15 protein-coding genes are annotated in these 17,975 nt (G+C 73.3%); 12 read left to right on the top strand and 3 right to left on the bottom strand.

Annotation, left to right across the window (positions count from 1 at the left end):
• The first annotated feature begins 84 nt into the window (after positions 1 to 84).
• Positions 85 to 2,982 (top strand): excinuclease ABC subunit UvrA, encoded by a 2,898-nt coding sequence (gene uvrA, locus ACI79K_RS02180; protein ID WP_456590319.1) that lies wholly within the window; start codon positions 85 to 87, stop codon positions 2,980 to 2,982.
• A 64-nt stretch (positions 2,983 to 3,046) separates the two neighbouring features.
• Here the strand turns inward: uvrA and ACI79K_RS02175 are convergent, their stop codons facing one another.
• Entirely contained in the window at positions 3,047 to 4,312 is a 1,266-nt protein-coding gene (locus ACI79K_RS02175) for a cytochrome P450 (protein ID WP_456590320.1), read from the bottom strand.
• Positions 4,313 to 4,603: 291 nt separating this feature from the next.
• On the opposite strand from ACI79K_RS02175, the gene ACI79K_RS02170 reads away from it, so the two are divergent.
• The 11 genes from ACI79K_RS02170 (at position 4,604) to ACI79K_RS02120 (ending at position 16,084) form a co-directional block, all read left to right on the top strand.
• On the top strand, positions 4,604 to 4,879 hold the full coding sequence (locus tag ACI79K_RS02170) for a hypothetical protein (RefSeq protein ID WP_456598841.1): 276 nt from the start codon (positions 4,604 to 4,606) through the stop codon (positions 4,877 to 4,879).
• 134 nt (positions 4,880 to 5,013) lie between these two features.
• Positions 5,014 to 7,050, top strand: coding sequence for an excinuclease ABC subunit UvrC (uvrC, locus tag ACI79K_RS02165; RefSeq protein WP_456596477.1), 2,037 nt, complete (start codon positions 5,014 to 5,016; stop codon positions 7,048 to 7,050).
• Positions 7,047 to 8,021 (top strand): RNase adapter RapZ, encoded by a 975-nt coding sequence (gene rapZ / locus ACI79K_RS02160; protein ID WP_456590323.1) that lies wholly within the window; start codon positions 7,047 to 7,049, stop codon positions 8,019 to 8,021. The genes uvrC and rapZ overlap by 4 nt, the downstream gene beginning before the upstream one ends.
• Positions 8,022 to 8,056: 35 nt before the next feature.
• Positions 8,057 to 8,989 carry a gluconeogenesis factor YvcK family protein gene (locus tag ACI79K_RS02155; RefSeq protein ID WP_456590324.1) on the top strand — a complete coding sequence of 311 codons (933 nt, stop codon included), beginning with the start codon at positions 8,057 to 8,059 and terminating at the stop codon, positions 8,987 to 8,989.
• A 140-nt stretch (positions 8,990 to 9,129) separates the two neighbouring features.
• Positions 9,130 to 10,104, top strand: coding sequence for a DNA-binding protein WhiA (gene whiA, locus ACI79K_RS02150; RefSeq protein ID WP_456590378.1), 975 nt, complete (start codon positions 9,130 to 9,132; stop codon positions 10,102 to 10,104).
• A 320-nt stretch (positions 10,105 to 10,424) separates the two neighbouring features.
• Positions 10,425 to 11,429: a type I glyceraldehyde-3-phosphate dehydrogenase gene (gene gap / locus ACI79K_RS02145; protein ID WP_456590325.1), complete on the top strand. Its 1,005-nt coding sequence runs from the start codon at positions 10,425 to 10,427 to the stop codon at positions 11,427 to 11,429.
• Positions 11,429 to 12,634 (top strand): phosphoglycerate kinase, encoded by a 1,206-nt coding sequence (locus tag ACI79K_RS02140; RefSeq protein ID WP_456598840.1) that lies wholly within the window; start codon positions 11,429 to 11,431, stop codon positions 12,632 to 12,634. The genes gap and ACI79K_RS02140 overlap by 1 nt, the downstream gene beginning before the upstream one ends.
• Position 12,635: 1 nt before the next feature.
• Entirely contained in the window at positions 12,636 to 13,445 is an 810-nt protein-coding gene (gene tpiA, locus ACI79K_RS02135) for a triose-phosphate isomerase (protein ID WP_456598839.1), read from the top strand.
• 71 nt (positions 13,446 to 13,516) lie between these two features.
• Positions 13,517 to 15,268, top strand: a complete 1,752-nt coding sequence (locus ACI79K_RS02130; protein WP_456598838.1) for an ABC transporter substrate-binding protein — start codon at positions 13,517 to 13,519, stop codon at positions 15,266 to 15,268.
• Between the two features lie 110 nt (positions 15,269 to 15,378).
• Positions 15,379 to 15,615, top strand: coding sequence for a preprotein translocase subunit SecG (secG, locus tag ACI79K_RS02125; RefSeq protein ID WP_456590329.1), 237 nt, complete (start codon positions 15,379 to 15,381; stop codon positions 15,613 to 15,615).
• 82 nt (positions 15,616 to 15,697) lie between these two features.
• Positions 15,698 to 16,084, top strand: a complete 387-nt coding sequence (locus ACI79K_RS02120) for an RNA polymerase-binding protein RbpA (RefSeq protein WP_456598837.1) — start codon at positions 15,698 to 15,700, stop codon at positions 16,082 to 16,084.
• Between the two features lies 1 nt (position 16,085).
• Here the strand turns inward: ACI79K_RS02120 and pgl are convergent, their stop codons facing one another.
• Entirely contained in the window at positions 16,086 to 16,901 is an 816-nt protein-coding gene (gene pgl, locus ACI79K_RS02115; protein ID WP_456596482.1) for a 6-phosphogluconolactonase, read from the bottom strand.
• On the bottom strand, positions 16,898 to 17,938 hold the full coding sequence (locus ACI79K_RS02110) for a glucose-6-phosphate dehydrogenase assembly protein OpcA (protein ID WP_456598836.1): 1,041 nt from the start codon (positions 17,936 to 17,938) through the stop codon (positions 16,898 to 16,900). Before ACI79K_RS02110 ends, pgl begins: the two co-directional genes overlap by 4 nt.
• Positions 17,939 to 17,975: the final 37 nt, after the last annotated feature.

Here is a 17,975-nt window from a genome sequence, read left to right as displayed (position 1 = left end):
TGCACGGGCTGGGCCGCGATCGGACCACGACCGCCGCCGTCCAGGCCACCACCGCACCACCCACCAGCGACCGACAGGGATCACATGGACCGGCTCGTCGTCCGCGGCGCCCGCGAGCACAACCTCAAGGACGTCCACATCGACCTCCCCCGTGACGCGCTCATCGTCTTCACGGGGCTGTCGGGGTCGGGCAAGTCCAGCCTCGCCTTCGACACGATCTTCGCCGAGGGGCAGCGGCGGTACGTCGAGTCGCTGTCGGCCTACGCCCGCCAGTTCCTCGGCCAGATGGACAAGCCCGACGTCGACTTCATCGAGGGGCTCTCGCCGGCGGTGTCGATCGACCAGAAGTCGACCAACCGAAACCCCCGGTCGACCGTCGGCACCATCACCGAGGTCTACGACTACCTGCGGCTGCTGTACGCGCGGGCCGGGCAGCCGCACTGCCCGAACTGCGGCAAGCCGATCTCGCGGCAGACCCCGCAGCAGATCGTCGACCAGGTGCTGGCGATGGAGGAGGGCACCCGCTTCCAGGTGCTCGCCCCCGTCGTGCGGGCGCGCAAGGGCGAGTACGTGGACCTGTTCAGCTCGCTGCAGACCCAGGGGTTCTCCCGCGTCCGCGTCGACGGCACCGTGCACCCGCTCACCGAACCGCCGGCGCTGAAGAAGCAGGAGAAGCACAGCATCGAGGTGATCGTCGACCGGCTCACGGTGAAGGAGAGCGCCAAGCGCCGGCTCACCGACTCGGTGGAGACCGCGCTCGGGCTGGCCGGGGGGCTGGTCGTCCTGGACTTCGTCGACCTGCCGGAGGGTGACCCCGCGCGCGAGCGCACCTTCTCCGAGCACCTGGCCTGCGTCGACGACGGGCTGTCGTTCGAGGCGCTCGAGCCGCGCTCGTTCTCCTTCAACTCGCCCTTCGGCGCCTGCGGCGAGTGCACCGGGATCGGCACGCGCAAGGAGGTCGACCCCGAGCTCGTCGTGCCGGATCCCGGCAAGAGCCTCAACCAGGGCGCGATCGCCCCGTGGTCGAGCTCGATGAGCAACGAGTACTTCACCCGACTGCTGACCGGTCTCTCGCAGCAGATCGGCTTCTCGATGGACGATCCGTGGGAGCGGCTGCCGGCCAAGGTGCAGAAGGCGATCCTGCACGGCTCGCCCGACCAGGTGCACGTGCGCTACAAGAACCGGTACGGCCGCGAGCGCAGCTACTACGCCGCCTTCGAGGGTGTCCTGCCGTTCCTGGAGCGCCGGCACGACGACACCGACAGCGACTACATGCGGGACAAGTACGAGGGCTACATGCGCGACGTGCCCTGTCCCGTCTGCCACGGCACCCGGCTCAAGCCGGAGATCCTCGCGGTGAAGCTCAACGGCCGCTCCATCGCCGAGGTCACCAACCTCTCCATCGGCGAGGCGTCGCAGTGGCTCGGCGCGCTGGAGCTCGGGGAGCGGGAGAAGGCGATCGCCGATCGCGTGCTGCGCGAGATCCAGGCCCGGCTGTCCTTCCTCGTCGACGTCGGGCTGGACTACCTCTCCCTCGACCGCCCGGCCGCCACCCTGGCCGGCGGTGAGGCGCAGCGCATCCGGCTGGCCACCCAGATCGGATCCGGCCTCGTCGGTGTCCTCTACGTGCTGGACGAGCCGTCGATCGGGCTGCACCAGCGGGACAACACCAAGCTCATCGAGACCCTCGTGCGGCTGCGTGACATGGGCAACACGCTGATTGTCGTCGAGCACGACGAGGACACCATCAAGACCGCCGACTGGGTGGTCGACATCGGCCCGGGAGCCGGTGAGCACGGCGGCGAGGTGGTGGTCAGCGGCACGGTCGAGGACCTGCTCGCCAGCGAGCGGTCGCTGACCGGCCAGTACCTGTCCGGGCGCAAGGAGATCACCGTCCCGGCGAAACGCCGCGAGCGGACCCCGGGGCGCGAGCTGGTGGTGAAGGGCGCCCGCGAGAACAACCTGCGGGGTGTCGACGTCACCTTCCCGCTCGGCATGCTCGTCGCCGTCACCGGCGTCTCCGGGTCGGGCAAGTCCAGCCTGGTCAACGACATCCTCTACAGCGTCCTGGCCAACGAGCTGAACCGGGCGCGACTGGTGCCCGGCCGGCACCGCACGGTCACCGGGCTGGAGCACCTGGACAAGGTCGTGCACGTCGACCAGTCGCCGATCGGCCGCACCCCGCGCTCGAACCCGGCCACCTACACCGGCGTCTGGGACCACGTGCGCAAGCTGTTCGCCCAGACCTCGGAGGCGAAGGTCCGCGGCTACCTGCCGGGCCGGTTCTCCTTCAACGTGAAGGGCGGCCGCTGCGAGGCCTGCTCGGGCGACGGCACGCTGAAGATCGAGATGAACTTCCTGCCCGACGTCTACGTGCCGTGCGAGGTGTGCAAGGGCGCCCGGTTCAACCGGGAGACCCTCGAGGTGCACTACAAGGGCAAGACGGTGTCCGAGGTCCTCGACATGCCGATCGAGGAGGCGGCGGACTTCTTCGCCGCCATCCCGGCCATCGCCCGGTACCTGCGCACGCTCACCGACGTCGGCCTGGGCTACGTCCGGCTCGGCCAGCCGGCGACCACGCTCTCCGGTGGTGAGGCGCAGCGGGTGAAGCTCGCGAGCGAGCTGCAGAAGCGGTCCAACGGGCGCAGCATCTACGTCCTCGACGAGCCCACCACCGGTCTGCACTTCGAGGACATCCGCAAGCTGCTGCTGGTCCTCCAGGGGCTGGTGGACAAGGGCAACTCGGTGCTCGTGATCGAGCACAACCTCGACGTCATCAAGAGCGCCGACTGGCTGGTCGACATGGGGCCCGAGGGGGGCTTCCGCGGCGGCATGGTCGTCGCGGAGGGCACGCCGGAGTTCGTCGCCTCGGTCCCGGAGAGCCACACCGGCCGGTACCTCGTGCCGTTGCTGGACGCCGACGCCGTCGCCGCGGCGGCGGCCGGCCCGGTGAAGAAGCGGGCGCGCAAGAAGGCCAGCTGACCGGTGGACGTCGACGGCCCGCGCCCGCACGCCGGGGCCCGGGCCGTCGACGTCGCGGGCGGCTTCAGCCCGCGGCCGGAACCGCCGTCGGCAGCGGCCGGACGTCGGAGATGACGAAGCCGGAGGCCGGCAGCGTCGGCAGCCGGCGCAGGCTGACGCTGAGGTCCTGGACCCCCACCCGGTAGCGCATCGACCGGGTCAGCTGGCGGATCGCCTCGGCGATGAGCAGCCGGGTCATCGGCTCGCCGGGGCAGCGGTGGTCGTCCCCGTACTCGCCCGCGCCCTGCGGCACCAGCGTGTAGGCATCGCCCTCCCAGTCGCGGAACCGCTCGGGGCGGAACGCCTCGGGGTCCGGCCACAGCCGCGGATCGTGGTTGGTGCCGTACAGGTCCAGCAGCACCCGCAGGCCCACCTGGAAGTCGTGCCCCTGCCAGGTGAACGGCCGGCGCACCCGCCCGCCGATCAACGGGAAGAACGGGTAGTACCGGCGGACCTCGTCGACGAAGGCCATGAGGTCGGTCTCGTCACCGTCGGCGAAGGTGTCGTACCAGGACGGGTGACGCAGCAGCGCCATCGCCGCGAAGACGACGTACCGGCTGACGGCGACGATGGGCCGCAGGACGTTGAGCAGCTCCACCCCGGCAGCCGGCAGGGTGAGCGGCTCCCCGGCGGTGTCGCGATGGGCGGCGATCACGGCCAGCGCGCTGCCGGCCGGCGGCTGCAGGGCGCCGCGGCGGGTGCGCTCGACGAGGTCCCGCGCCCACCGCTCCGAGCGGTTGCGCAGCACCCTGGCCAGCCAGTTCCGTGGCCCCAGGTCACCGGCGTGGTCGACCATCGCCGACATCTCCCGGGTGCGCAGGCGCACGTCGCGCTCGCTCATCGGCAGCCCGGCCCAGCCCGCCGCCACACGGGTCAGCACCTCGTTCACCGCGTCGTGCAGCGCGACGCGACCGGCCCGCTGCCAGCGGGGGACGGCGCGGCGCCACTCGTCGGCGAGCCGCTCGGTGATCGCCTCGCTGCCGGTGCCCTGGAGCACGCTGAGGAACATGTCCTTGCGGTGGCGGTGCGGTTCGCCGTCCAGCGCCTGCACGCTGCCCTCGTCCTGGAGCAGGCGCAGCACCGACGAGGGGAACGCCCCCGTCCGGGTGAAGCGCTCACCGCTGTAGAAGATCCGGGCCGCCTCGGCGCCGCGCATGCAGACCGCCGGCTGCAGCAGCAACCGGGTGCGGAAGGCGTCCGTATCGAGCTGGTCACAGCGCCGGGAGATGAAGGCGTAGCCGTCGCGCAGCAGGGCCAGCGAGCTGTCGGGCGCGGGGAGGGTCGGGATCATCGGTCACCTCTTCCGGTCGTCGTTCCGGGCCACCCGGCACGCCTGCCCGGTGCCGCGATCGCCGAACCACGCGGCGCTGCTCGGCGTGCTGGTCGGGCGCCGTGGCGGATCGCGCGTGGGCGTGCTGCGTGGGGTCGGCGCACCCCCGGGCCGCCGCACCGCGGGGCCGCCGGACCGGGGGGTGGAGGCCACGGGGGTTGAGCGGGAAGCCCGACCGCCGTACTCTCGTTGTGACCGACGTCACGTAGAGCATTCGAGCAGCGTGGCGGAGTCCCTCGGAGGAGGACAGCGATGAGTGCGCTGACGCCCGACTGCGACCCCGATCTCTCGAACTGCGGCTCGCCCGTGTCCGGCGGGGGAGTGCGGTCGACGATCGTCCTGCTCGCTGTGCTGGCCTTGTCCGCGTCCGTCCTCACCGGTGGGGCGTCGGGCGTGATGACGGTCGCGGCCGGCGGTGCGGGAGCCGTGTCGGCCCTGGTGCTGGCGCGGCGGGCGGTTCACCTCGCCCAGCGCGCGACTGCCGGGCTCACCGCCCACGCGCCCTGGCGGTCCCGCCCGGTCGTCTGAGCCGGCGTCCCCGAGCCCGGTGCGGCGCGCTGGCGCCGGACCGGGCTCGACGCCTGCCCGCAACCGCTGGGGCGGTTGTGACGGACGGGTGCGCTCGCTGACGACGTGTCGGTGCGGCGACCTAGTGTGGAGGCATGGCCGACCCCTCCACGTACCGCCCGGCGGTCGGCTCCATCCCGGAGTCCCCGGGGGTCTACAAGTTCCGTGACCCGAACGGCCGGGTCATCTACGTGGGCAAGGCCAAGAGCCTCCGGCAGCGGCTGAACAGCTACTTCGCCGACGTCGCGGGCCTGCACCCGCGCACGCGCCAGATGGTGACGACGGCGTCGAGCGTGGAGTGGACCGTCGTCGGCACCGAGGTCGAGGCGCTCCAGCTCGAGTACAACTGGATCAAGGAGTTCGACCCCCGCTTCAACGTCCGCTACCGCGACGACAAGAGCTACCCGAGCCTCGCCGTGACGCTGAACGAGGAGTACCCGAGGCTGCAGGTCATGCGCGGGCCCAAGAAGAAGGGCGTCCGCTACTTCGGCCCCTACGCCCACGCCTGGGCGATCCGCGAGACCCTCGACACGCTGACCCGCGTCTTCCCGGCACGGACCTGCTCCACCGGCGTCTTCAAGCGCGCCGGCCAGATCGGCCGGCCCTGCCTGCTGGGCTATATCGGCAAGTGCGCCGCCCCGTGCGTGGGCCGGGTGAGCGCCGAGGAGCACCGGCGGATCGTCGACGACTTCTGCGACTTCATGGCCGGGCGCACCGACTCGATGATCAAGCGGCTCGAGCGGGAGATGGGTGAGGCCGCCGAGGCGATGGAGTACGAGAAGGCCGCCCGGCTCCGCGACGACATCGGAGCGCTCAAGCGGGCGATGGAGAAGCAGGCCGTCGTCCTCGGCGACGGCACCGACGCCGACGTCGTCGCCTTCGCCCAGGACGAGCTCGAGGCGGCCGTCCAGGTCTTCCACGTCCGCGGCGGGCGGGTGCGCGGGCAGCGGGGCTGGATCATCGACAAGGTCGAGGACGTCACCACCGGCGAACTGGTGGAGCAGTTCCTCCTCCAGGTGTACGGCGGGGTCGACGAGGAGACCGGCGTCGGTGAGGCCGGCGAGGCCGTCCCGCGCGAGGTGCTCGTCCCCGAGCTGCCCGACGACGCCGACGTCTACGTCGAGCTGCTCGAGGAGCTCCGCGGCGGCCGGGTCTCACTGCGCGTGCCGCAACGGGGCGACAAGCGCAGCCTCATGGAGACCGTCGAGCGCAACGCCAAGGAGGCGTTCGCCCGGCACCGGGTGAAGCGGTCCAGTGACCTGACCGCTCGCTCGCTCGCGCTGTCGGAGCTCCAGGAGGCGCTCGAGCTGCCCGACGCACCGCTGCGGATCGAGTGCATCGACATCAGCCACGTCCAGGGCACCAACGTGGTGGCCTCGATGGTCGTCTTCGAGGACGGGCTGGCGAAGAAGTCCGACTACCGCCGGTTCTCCGTCACCGAGGGCACCGACGACACCGCGGCCATGGCCGAGGTGGTCCGCCGCCGCTTCGCCCGGCACCTCAAGGACGAGGCCGACCGCCGGGACGAGCAGGGGATCGCCGCCGAGGAGGGGCGCCCCCGCCGGTTCGCCTACCCGCCGAACCTGCTGGTGGTCGACGGCGGTGCTCCCCAGGTGGCCGCGGCCGCGCGCTCGCTGGACGAGCTCGGCATCGTCGACGTCGCCGTCTGCGGGCTGGCCAAGCGCATGGAGGAGGTGTGGCTGCCGGGGGAGAGCGACCCGGTGATCCTGCCGCGCACCTCGGAGGCGCTCTACCTGCTGCAGCGGGTGCGCGACGAGGCCCACCGCTTCGCCATCACCTACCACCGGCAGAAGCGGTCCACCGGCATGCTGGTCTCCCTCCTGGACGACGTCCCCGGGCTCGGGGAGACGCGTCGCAAGGCGTTGATGAAGCAGTTCGGCTCGCTCAAACGGTTGCGGGCCGCGACAGTGGAGGAGCTCATGGCGGTACCCGGCATCGGCCGGCGGACGGCGGAGGCGGTGCAGATGGCGGTGGCCGAACCGGTGCCGGCGCCCGAGGAGGGGAAGCCGCCGGCGGCGGAGACCACCCTCGCGCCCCAGGGCCCGGCCGAGCAGGGCGTCCCGCGCGCCGGCTCCGGGAACACCGCCGAGGTCGGCCGGGTGGCCTCGTGACCGCGGACGCCGGCAGGGAGGCCGAGGCGCCGGCCCAGGGGCCCGGCACCACGCCCCCGGTGGGGCCCCAGAACGACGTCTCGCCGGCGATGGACCCGGCGAGCACGGAGACCCAGCCACTCGAGGTCGTCGTCGTCACCGGGCTCTCGGGCGCCGGGAAGAACAGCGCCGGCCGGGTGCTCGAGGACCTCGGCTGGTTCGTCGTGGACAACCTGCCGCCGGCGCTGCTGCTGCCGATGGTGGAGCTGGGCGCCCGCGGGGACCTGCGCCGGTTCGCCGCCGTCGTCGACGTCCGCAGCCGGGCCTTCTCCAGCGACCTGCAGGAGGCCATCCGGGTCCTCTCCGAGGCCGGGCACCGGCCCCGGGTGGTGTACGTGCACGCCCGCGACGAGGTGCTGGTCCGGCGCTACGAGTCCGTCCGTCGGGAGCACCCGCTGCAGGGGAACGGCACGCTCATCGACGGGATCACCGCCGAACGCGCGCTGCTCACCGGCATCGCCGGCGAGGCCGATCTGTGGGTGGACACCAGCGATCTCAACGTCCACCAGCTACGTGCCACCCTGGAGAACGCGTTCGCCCGCGACGGCCAGACCCCGCCCCTCACCGCGACGGTGATGAGCTTCGGCTTCAAGTACGGGCTGCCGCTGGACGCCGACCTCGTGGTGGACGCCCGCTTCCTGCCGAACCCGCACTGGGTGCCGGAGCTGCGGGGGCACACCGGGCGCGACGCCGACGTCCGCGACTACGTGCTCGGGCAGCAGGACGCCGCCAACTTCCTGGACCGGTACGGCGAGGTGCTGCGGCTGCTGCTGCCCGGCTACCGCCGCGAGGGCAAGCGCTACCTGACGCTCGCGGTCGGCTGCACCGGCGGGAAGCACCGCAGCGTGGCGATCGCCGAGGAGTTCGCCCGGCGGCTGGGCGCCGAGGGCATCGCCGCCGTGGCCCGGCACCGCGACCTGGGGCGCGAGTAGTGGCAGGGCCGACGGTCCCGGGACGAGCGCCCCGGGTGGTCGCCTTCGGCGGCGGGCACGGCCTGGCGGCTGCGCTGGCCGCCTGGCGCCGGATCACCCCGGCGCTGACCGCCGTGGTGACGGTGGCCGACGACGGCGGCTCCTCCGGGCGGATCCGGCGGGAGATGCCGGTGCTGCCGCCCGGCGACCTGCGCATGGCGCTGGCCGCGCTCGCGGGTGAGGCCGAGCGCGAGCAGACCCTCGCCACGCTGTTCCAGCACCGTTTCGGTGGCAGCGGTGTCCTGGCCGGCCACCCGGTCGGCAACCTGCTCCTGACCGGGCTGACGGAGATGTTCGGCGGTGACACCGTCCGGGCCCTCGACGAGCTCTGCTCGCTCGTCGGTGCCGCCGGCCGGGTGCTGCCCATGGCCGACGAGCCACTGGACCTGGTCGCCCGGGTGGAGACCGCCGACCCGGACGACCCGGCCCGCGTGCGCACCATCCGCGGGCAGGTGGCGATCGCGGCGACCCCGGGCCGGGTCCGCGAGATCCGGCTCGCCCCGGCCGATCCGGTGGTGCACCCCGCGGTGCTCGAGGCGATCGCCGCGGCGGACGTGGTCTCGCTCGGGCCCGGCTCCTGGTACACCTCGGTGCTGCCGCACCTGCTCGTGCCCCGGCTCCGTGCCGCCCTGGCGGCGACCCGGGCACGGGTGGTGGTGGTGCTGAACCTGGAACCGCAGCCCGGCGAGACGGACGGCTTCTCCCCGGAGGAGCACCTGTCCGTGTTGCAGGTCCATCTGGACGGAGTGGCGTTGCACACCGTGATCGCGGACGTGGAATCGGTGGTTGACCGCCGTGGTCTGCTTGAGGCGGTCCGCGGGTGCGGCGCGGAGCTGCTGCTGGCGCCGGTCGCCGAGCCGGACGGCGCGCCGCGGCACGACCCGGTGCGGCTGTCCGCGGCGCTGGCCTCCGTGGTCGGGCTGCGGTGAACGAATAGCGGTGTGCGAGCGGGTACCAGGTGGACGGTCGACCGGCCGGCACGAGGGGGAGAGGGGACGGCGTAGATGACGCTGACCCGGACTGCGGGGGCGGCAAACCCCGGGGGAACGTGGGGGTGGACGGCGTGGCGATGACCGCGATGGTGAAGGACGAGCTCTCCAGGGTGGAGTGCACGAAGACCTCCGAGCGCAAGGCCGAGGTGACCGCGCTGCTGCGGTTCTCCGGTGGCCTGCACATCGTCGGTGGTCGCGTGGTCATCGAGGCCGAGCTGGACACCGGCTCGGTCGCCCGGCGGCTGCGGCGGGACATCAGCGAGGTCTACGGCTACACCAGCGGGGTGAGCGTGCTCGCCGGCGGCAACATCCGCCGCGGCGTGCGCTACCTGGTCCGCATCGCCAAGCACGGCGAAGGTCTGGCCCGCCAGACAGGCCTGGTCGACCAGCGCGGACGCCCGGTCCGGGGCCTGCCCCCGGCGGTCGTGTCCGGCAGCATCAACGACGCCGAGGCTGCCTGGCGCGGAGCCTTCCTCGCCCACGGTTCCCTGACCGAGCCCGGCCGCTCCTCCTCTCTGGAGGTCACCTGCCCCGGCCCGGAGGCGGCGATGGCCCTCGTCGGAGCCGCTCGCCGCCTGGGCATCGCCGCCAAGGCCCGCGAGGTGCGCGGGGCCGACCGGGTCGTCGTCCGGGACGGCGACGCGATCAGCGCGCTGCTCACCCGCATGGGCGCCCACGACGCGGTGCTCGCCTGGGAGGAGCGGCGGATGCGCCGGGAGGTCCGGGCCACCGCCAACCGCCTGGCCAACTTCGACGACGCCAACCTGCGCCGCTCGGCGCGGGCCGCCGTCGCCGCCAGCGCCCGGGTCGAGCGGGCCCTGCAGATCCTCGGGGAGGACGCTCCGGAGCACCTCCTCGTCGCCGGCCGGCTCCGCCTGGAGTTCGGTCAGGCCTCGCTGGAGGAGCTCGGGCAGCGGGCCGACCCGCCGATGACCAAGGACGCGGTCGCCGGCCGCATCAGGCGTCTGCTGGCCATGGCCGACAAGCGGGCCAAGGATCTCGGCATCCCCGACACGGAGTCGGTCGTCACCGACGACATGCTGACCCAGTAGCGGCCCGGCCCCGCCCGGCACTGCTCGACCGTTTCGTCGACCGGCCCGTCGCCCCCCGGGGTGGCGGGCCGGTCGACGTGCGGGCGCCGGCCCGACGTCCCGACTCACCTCTCGGCCTCTTGGCTCACCTGACGGGGTCCTGGCTCACCGTCGACACTGAGCCAGGACCCCTGTTGATCAGGTGACCTGATCAACAGGGGGCGGGTGCTCGAACGGGGCGAGTGGGAGCCGCGTCTCGCCGCGACCGATAGGGTCTGCACGGAGCGAGGCCGCGCGGTCCGCGCGGCAGCCAACGTGACGGTTCCCATGGGAGGTCTGCAGTGACGGTCCGGGTAGGCATCAACGGATTCGGCCGGATCGGCCGCAACTTCTGGCGTGCCGCCGCCGCCAGCGGCCAGGACATCGAGATCGTGGCGGTGAACGACCTCACCAGCAACGAGGCGCTCGCCCACCTGCTGAAGTACGACAGCATCCTGGGCGTCCTCAAGGAGGACGTCGCCGCCGACGGCGAGGGCATCAAGATCGGCGGGAAGACCATGAAGGTCCTCTCCGAGCGCGATCCGGCCAACCTGCCGTGGGGCGACCTGGGCGTCGACGTCGTCGTCGAGTCCACCGGTTTCTTCACCAAGGCCGCCGACGCGCGCAAGCACGTCGACGCCGGTGGGGCCAAGAAGGTCATCATCTCCGCGCCGGCCACCGACGACGACATCACCATCGTCATGGGCGTCAACGACAACCTGTACGACGGCTCGCAGACGATCATCAGCAACGCCTCGTGCACCACCAACTGCCTGGCCCCGCTGGCCAAGGTCCTCAACGACGCGTTCGGCATCGAGCGCGGCCTGATGACCACCATCCACGCCTACACCGCCGACCAGAACCTGCAGGACGGCCCGCACAAGGACCTGCGTCGCGCCCGCGCCGCCGCCCTCAACATGGTGCCCACCTCCACCGGTGCGGCGAAGGCGATCGGCCTGGTCCTGCCCGAGCTCAAGGGGAAGCTCGACGGCTACGCCATCCGCGTCCCGGTGCCCACCGGCTCGGCGACCGACCTCACCGTCCAGCTGACGAAGCAGGCCTCGGCCGACGAGATCGACGCCGCCTACCGCGAGGCCGCCGCCGGCCCGCTCGGCAAGTACCTCACCTACACGGACGCGCCGATCGTCTCCTCCGACATCGTCACCGACCCGTCGTCGTGCATCTACGACGCCAAGCTCACCAAGGTCTTCGGGCCGATGGCCAAGGTGCTCGGCTGGTACGACAACGAGTGGGGCTACTCCAACCGCCTCGTCGACCTGACCACCCTGGTGGGCAAGTCCCTCTGATGCGCTCCGTCGACGACCTCATCGCCGAAGGCGTGTCGGGTCGGCGCGTGCTCCTGCGCGCCGACCTAAACGTCCCGCTGGACAAGAAGACCCGCGCGATCACCGACGACGGCCGGATCAGCGCCAGCCTGCCCACGCTCCAGGCGCTGCGGGAGGCCGGGGCGCGGGTGGTCGTGGCCGCCCACCTCGGCCGCCCGAAGGGCGCGCCCGACCCGCAGTTCTCGCTCGGGCCGGTCGCCGCCCGCCTGGGCGAGCTGCTCGGGACGACGGTCCCGCTGGCGTCCGACGTGGCCGGCGAGGACGCGCAGGCCAAGGCCGCCGCCCTCGGCGACGGCGACGTCCTGCTGCTGGAGAACGTCCGCTTCGAGGCCGCCGAGACGGCCAAGGACGCCGCCGAGCGGGGCGCGCTCGCCGACCGGCTCGCCACGCTGGCCGACGTCTACGTCGACGACGCCTTCGGCGCGGTGCACCGGGCGCACGCCTCGGTCTTCGACGTCGCCGAGCGGCTCCCGCGCTACGCCGGGCGGCTGGTCGCCCGCGAGCTCGAGGTGCTCACCCGGCTCACGGCCGAACCCGAGCGGCCGTACGTCGTCGTGCTCGGTGGCTCCAAGGTCAGCGACAAGCTCGCGGTGATCGAGGCGCTCCTGCCCAAGGTGGACCGGCTGCTCGTCGGCGGCGGGATGTGCTTCACCTTCCTGGCCGCGCAGGGGCACGGGGTCGGGAAGTCGCTGCTGGAGACCGACCAGGTCGAGACCTGCCGCCGGCTGCTGGCCGAGGCCGGCGACCGGATCGTGCTCCCGGTCGACGTCGTCTGCGCGCCGGAGTTCAGCGCGGACGCCCCGACCACCACCGTGGCGGTCGACGCCATCCCGGACGACCAGATGGGCCTGGACGTCGGCCCGCGCACCGTGGAGCTCTTCGGGACCACCCTGGGCGACGCCCGCACGGTGTTCTGGAACGGGCCGATGGGGGTCTTCGAGCTGGCTCCCTTCCAGGCGGGCACCCGCGGGGTGGCCCAGGCGGTCTCCGCCGTCGCCGGCTTGTCGGTCGTGGGCGGCGGGGACTCGGCGGCCGCTGTCCGGGTGCTGGGCCTCGACGAGGACGCCTACGGGCACATCAGCACCGGCGGTGGTGCGTCGCTGGAGTACCTGGAGGGCCGGGAGCTCCCGGGCCTCGCCGTGCTGGCCGACCGAGCGGGGGAGTGAGATGGCCCGCAACGACCGCCGCACCCAGCCCCGCGAGGGCCGCCGGCCGCTCATCGCCGGCAACTGGAAGATGCACATGACCCACCTGGAGGCCATCGGGCTCGTCCAGAAGGTCGTGTTCTCCCTCAAGGAGAAGGAGCTCGACGCCACCGAGGTCGTCGTCCTCCCGCCCTTCACCGCCCTGCGCAGCGTGCAGACGCTGGTGGCCGGCGACAAGCTGGCGATCGGCTACGGAGCCCAGGACCTCTCCGCCCACGACGCCGGCGCCTACACCGGTGAGGTCAGCGGGGGCATGCTCGCTGCGCTCGCCTGCACGTACGTGACCGTGGGGCACTCCGAGCGGCGGGCGCTGCACGCGGAGGACGACGCCGTGGTGGCCGCCAAGGTGCAGGCGGCGGTGCGCCACGGGCTCGTGCCGATCGTGTGCGTGGGGGAGGGGCTCGACGTCCGACAGGCCGGCGACCACGTCGCGCACTGCACCCGGCAGCTGGACGCCGCGCTCGAGAACCTGACCGCCGAGCAGGTGGGCGGGCTGGTGGTCGCCTACGAGCCGGTGTGGGCCATCGGCACCGGCGAGGTGGCCACCCCGGAGGACGCGCAGGAGGTGTGCGGTGCCCTGCGGGCGCGGCTCGCCGAGCGCTTCGGCGCCGAGACCGGCGCCGGCGTCCGTATCCTCTACGGCGGGTCGGTGAAGGCCGCCAACACGGCCGGGATCCTGGCCGGGGCGGACATCGACGGCGCACTCGTCGGTGGGGCCAGCCTGGACGCCGACGAGTTCGCGCAGATCTGCCGGATCGCCGGCGGTAGCTGAACCCTGCTGCCCGTCCCCGGCCGCAGACGGAAGGGGGCGGGCAGCAGGTGGAGCCTTCGACGCTGGAGCGGGTGACCGACCGGCTCCCGCCGTGGGCCCGGGACTGGTCCCCGCGGCGCCTGCTCGCGGCCGCGGCGGTGATCCTGCTGGTCGCCGTCCTCGCGGTCAGCTGCCTGGGTGGCGCGGGCGGCCGAGCCGACGTGCCGGTGCTCGCCGACGGACCCGACGCCGGCATCGAGGGTGTCCGGTCGCCGTCGGACGAGCGCGGCGGCACGCTCCGGGTGGTCGCCCCGGCCATCGACAGCCTGGACCCGCAGCGCTCCTACCTGCCGGGGGTGTGGAACCTCATGCGGCTGTACGCCCGCACCCTCGTCACGTTCGCCAGCGCGCCGGGGGAGACCGGCGAACTCGTCCCGGACCTGGCCACCGACCTGGGCACCGTGTCCGAGGACGGGCTGCGCTGGACCTTCACCCTCAAGGACGGCGTCCGCTTCGAGAACGGCCGGCCCATCACCAGCGCCGACGTGAAGTACGGCATCCAGCGTTCGTTCGCCTCCGACGTGATCGTCGGGGGCCCCACCTACCTCGTGGGCCTGCTGGACGACCCCGCCAACCCCTACCCGGGGCCGTACTCCACCGACGAGGACGACCCCGACCTGACCTCGATCGAGACGCCCGACGACCGCACGATCGTCTTCCAGCTGCGCGCCCCGCAGCCTGACCTGCCGTACGTGCTGGCGCTGCCGTCGGCCAGCCCGGTACCGGCGGAGGCCGACACCCGCGGTGCGTACGGCGACGACCCGGTGTCCTCCGGGCCGTACGCCATCTCCTCGGTCGACCCGCAGACGGGCATCCTGCTGGAGCGGAACCCGGAGTGGGACCCGGCCACCGACCAGGTGCGGACGGCGCTGCCCGACAGCGTGGTGGTGCGCACGGACCTCTCGGGGCTGGCGCGGGACCAGGCGCTGCTCGCCGGCTCCGCCGACATCGACATCTCGGGCACCGGGGTGATGCCTGCGACGACGGCCCGCCTCGCCGGGGACGACGGCGAGCAGCTGCTGGACCGGGTCGACGACGTCACCACCGGCGCCGTGCGTCTGCTCGCGCTGCCCACCGACGTCGCGCCGATGGACGACGCCGCCTGCCGGGCCGCCGTCGCCGCGGCGATCGACCGGCGTGCCGTCCAGTCCGCACTCGGCGGTGCCGTCGACGCGGTGCGCAGCAACCAGCTGTGGCCACGGGCGCTGCCGGACGGGCCGGGAGGGGGCGACGACGGCCCGGACCTGGATGCCGCCCGGGCCGCCCTGGCCGAGTGCGGCCAGCCCGACGGGTTCGCCACCGTCCTCGCCGTGCCCGACGTGCGCAGCAGCGTCGACGTCGCCGAGGAGATCGCCGGCCATCTGGGCGAGATCGGGATCGACGTCGAGGTCCGCCCGCTGGACCCGGCAACCTTCTACGCGACCGACGTCGGCAACCCGGACAACGTGGCCCGCAGCGGGTACGGGCTCGTGCTGGCCACCCGGACCGCGGACTTCCCGACGGCCGGGTCCTTCCTCGTCCCCCTCGTCGACGGGCGCAGCATCGCCCGGGTGGGCAATCCCAATCACGCCCGGCTGGACGACCCGGAGGTCAACGCCCTGGTCGACCGGGCGAAGGCGGGGGAGGTGGCGTGGGCGGAGGTGGCCGAGGCGGCGCTGGCTCGAGCCGCCTACGTCCCGCTGGTCGAGACGCGCATCCAGCTCCTGGCGGGGCAGCGGCTGCGCAACGGCCTGGTCATGCGGCCGTACGACGGCTACGACGTCGCCACTGCAGGCGTCCGATGACAGCCGCGGGTCGGCGCCGGCAGGGCTGACCGGACCACCCGGCCCCGTCGGCTACGCTCGAACCGAGAACTGGCGTCCGTCGCCGGTCGCCGATACTTCCGGAGAGGTCAATGGAGCTGTTCCTCAACGTGCTGCTGGTCCTCAGCAGCCTGCTGCTGGTGGTGCTGATCCTGCTGCACCGCGGCAAGGGGGGCGGGCTCTCCTCGATGTTCGGGGGCTCGGTGTCCTCCTCGCTGTCCGGGTCGTCGGTGGTGGAGAAGAACCTCAACCGGCTGACCGTGCTCACCGCCCTCATCTGGACCGTCTGCATCGTGGCACTGGGCATCCTGATCAAGGTCAACCCCTGACCGCACGCCTCGTGCGCTGAATCACAACCGGCACGCAATCGTGACCGGGAAGCGCCCCGTCAAGCCCTAGACTTCCCCCGCGGTGGTCGGCGTCGCCGCAACCCGGACCGACGATCAGGGGGCACACGTGGCTGGTGGGAATGCGATCCGGGGCACCCGGGTCGGGGCGGGTCCGGTCGGCGAGGTGGAACGCGGCGAGTCCGCGCCCCGGCGCCGGATCCCCTTCTGGTGCGCCAACGGGCACGAGACCCGCGTGGTGCTCGCGAGCGAGGCCGAGGTACCCGAGCTGTGGGACTGTCCGCGCTGCGGGCTGCCGGCCGGGCAGGACCGCACCGCCCCGCCGCCGGCGCCCCGGATCGAGCCCTACAAGACGCACCTGGCGTACGTGCGGGAACGGCGCAGCGACGCCGACGGCGACGCCCTGCTCGAGGAGGCGTTGCACCGGCTCCGCGTGCGTCGCGGGGGCTGACTCAGCCGGCGGGCCGGGGCAGGCGTGAGGCGGCATCGGCGTCGAGCAGCCAGCGCGTCGCCCGGGTGCCGTGGACCCCTGCCGCGGGGAGGTCGACCGGGTCGGCGCCGTTCAGCGCCGCCGCCACGGCCTCGGCCTTGCCCTCGCCCGCGACGAGCAGCCAGACCTCCTCGGCGCTGTTGATCGCCGGAAAGCCGAGGCTGACGCGCGTGGGCGGCGGCTTGGGGCAGTCGTGCACGGCGAGCACCGGCCGGGCGTCCCGGGCCGCGGGGGAGTCCGGGAAGATCGACGCCGTGTGACCTTCGGGCCCCATGCCGAGCAGCAGCACGTCGAAGCGCGGCAGGTCTCGGCCCTCCCCGGCGTGGCCCCGCAGCTCCGTCAGGTAGGCCGCGGCGGCCTCCTCGGGCGATCCACACCCGGAGTCGGACGCCGGCATCGCGTGCACCCGTTCCGCGGGGACGGGGACGCGGTCCAGCAGCGCCGCGCGGGCCTGCTTCTCGTTGCGCTCGTCGTCGTCGGCGGGGACGAAGCGCTCGTCGCCCCACCACACGTCGACGGCGGTCCAGTCCACGACCTCCCGCACCGGCTCCGCCGCGAGTCCGGCGACCCGTTCCAGCACGGCGATGCCGATGCCGCCGCCGGTCAGCACGACCGACGCCGTGCCGTGCACGGCCTGGGCGGCGGCGAGCCGGGCGACGAGCGCCTCGGCGACCGCGCGGGCCAGCCGGTCGGCGTCCGGCTCGATCACGACGGCGGGCACGGGCCGGTCGCCGTCCGCCAGCTCGGCGGACACCCGGTCCCCAGGGGACAGGCTCATCCGGTTCCTCCTTCCGTGGCGCCTTCCCGGACGGGGGACCCGTCCGGGGCAGCGGGGTCGAACCACACGTGCTTCCGGACCGGTGCACGGTCCGACAGCCCCGTGAGGCCGGTCGCCGCCTCCAGCGCATCGCTGTAGGGCTCGTCGGGATCCAGCCGGTGCAGCTCCTCGCTGAGCAGGTCTCCGAGCGGCCGATCGGGGAGGGCCACGCTCGAGTCGGGCCGGTAGGGCTGGGTGATCACCGCGCCGCCGCGGTGGTCGGCGCGGATCCGCACCTCCTCGTCCTGGTCGAGCTGCAGGGTGATGGCCTCGACGCCGCTCGGTCCGGTGCGGCGCTCGGCGGTGGTGACGTCGATCGGGCAGCCGCCACGGGAGGAGAGCCACCCCGCCAGCAACCGGGTGGTGGCGTTGTGCGGGTCGCCCTCGATCGTGCCGCCCTGCAGGTGCACCGCCCCGCCGCGCCGGCCGAACACGGAGTCCAGCGTCGAGGCGAGCGCCGCGCGCCAGGCGGTGCTCCGGGTCCACGCCAGGTCGGAGTCACCGGGGGCGTAGTCCTCCGCCCGGACCCGGAGGGCCGCCAAGGGGTCCTCGGCGAGCGAGGTGTCGGTGATCCGGCGGTCGGCGAAGACCCCGAGGGCGTCGGTGGCGATCCGCTCCGGCGGTGCTTCGTGCCACCAGGTGACCACCGGGGCGTCGGCCGCCAGCAGGGGGAGCACGACCGACTCGGCGTGCAGTGCGAGCCGCCCGTACATGCGCATCACCACCGCCTCGCCAGGGCCCAGGCGGCCGCCGATGAGGACCTCGGCGTCCAGTCGCGGGCCGGGGGCGTCGATCTGCCGGCGCACCACGATGAGCAGCCGGCAGGGGTGCAGCTCGGCGGCGTGCGTCGCCGCCTCCTCCGCCTCGGTCACCCGGCTCTCGTCGGCGACGACGACCAGCGTCAGCGCGACGCCGGACAGGACCGCACCGCCGGTGCGCCGCTGGGCGGCCAGTTCCTTCACCACCGCGGATCCGGTGGTGTCCCAGAGGGTCGTCACGGGGTCTCCTCCGCTCGCGTCGGGTGCGGGCTGTCGG

This window comes from Blastococcus sp. SYSU DS0616 (genome assembly GCF_054051015.1).
Note: the sequence above shows the minus strand (reverse complement) of the source record. Positions and strands in the feature narration are given on the sequence as shown.

What these genes read in the sequence shown, in the direction of transcription:
- secG (WP_456590329.1), top strand. Translation starts at nt 15,379, where the DNA reads ATGGAGCTGTTCCTCAACGTGCTGCTGGTCCTCAGCAGCCTGCTGCTG.
- whiA (WP_456590378.1), top strand. Translation starts at nt 9,130, where the DNA reads ATGACCGCGATGGTGAAGGACGAGCTCTCCAGGGTGGAGTGCACGAAG.
- pgl (WP_456596482.1), bottom strand. Translation starts at nt 16,901, where the DNA reads ATGAGCCTGTCCCCTGGGGACCGGGTGTCCGCCGAGCTGGCGGACGGC.
- ACI79K_RS02175 (WP_456590320.1), bottom strand. Translation starts at nt 4,312, where the DNA reads ATGATCCCGACCCTCCCCGCGCCCGACAGCTCGCTGGCCCTGCTGCGC.
- ACI79K_RS02140 (WP_456598840.1), top strand. Translation starts at nt 11,429, where the DNA reads ATGCGCTCCGTCGACGACCTCATCGCCGAAGGCGTGTCGGGTCGGCGC.
- uvrC (WP_456596477.1), top strand. Translation starts at nt 5,014, where the DNA reads ATGGCCGACCCCTCCACGTACCGCCCGGCGGTCGGCTCCATCCCGGAG.
- uvrA (WP_456590319.1), top strand. Translation starts at nt 85, where the DNA reads ATGGACCGGCTCGTCGTCCGCGGCGCCCGCGAGCACAACCTCAAGGAC.
- ACI79K_RS02170 (WP_456598841.1), top strand. Translation starts at nt 4,604, where the DNA reads ATGAGTGCGCTGACGCCCGACTGCGACCCCGATCTCTCGAACTGCGGC.
- tpiA (WP_456598839.1), top strand. Translation starts at nt 12,636, where the DNA reads ATGGCCCGCAACGACCGCCGCACCCAGCCCCGCGAGGGCCGCCGGCCG.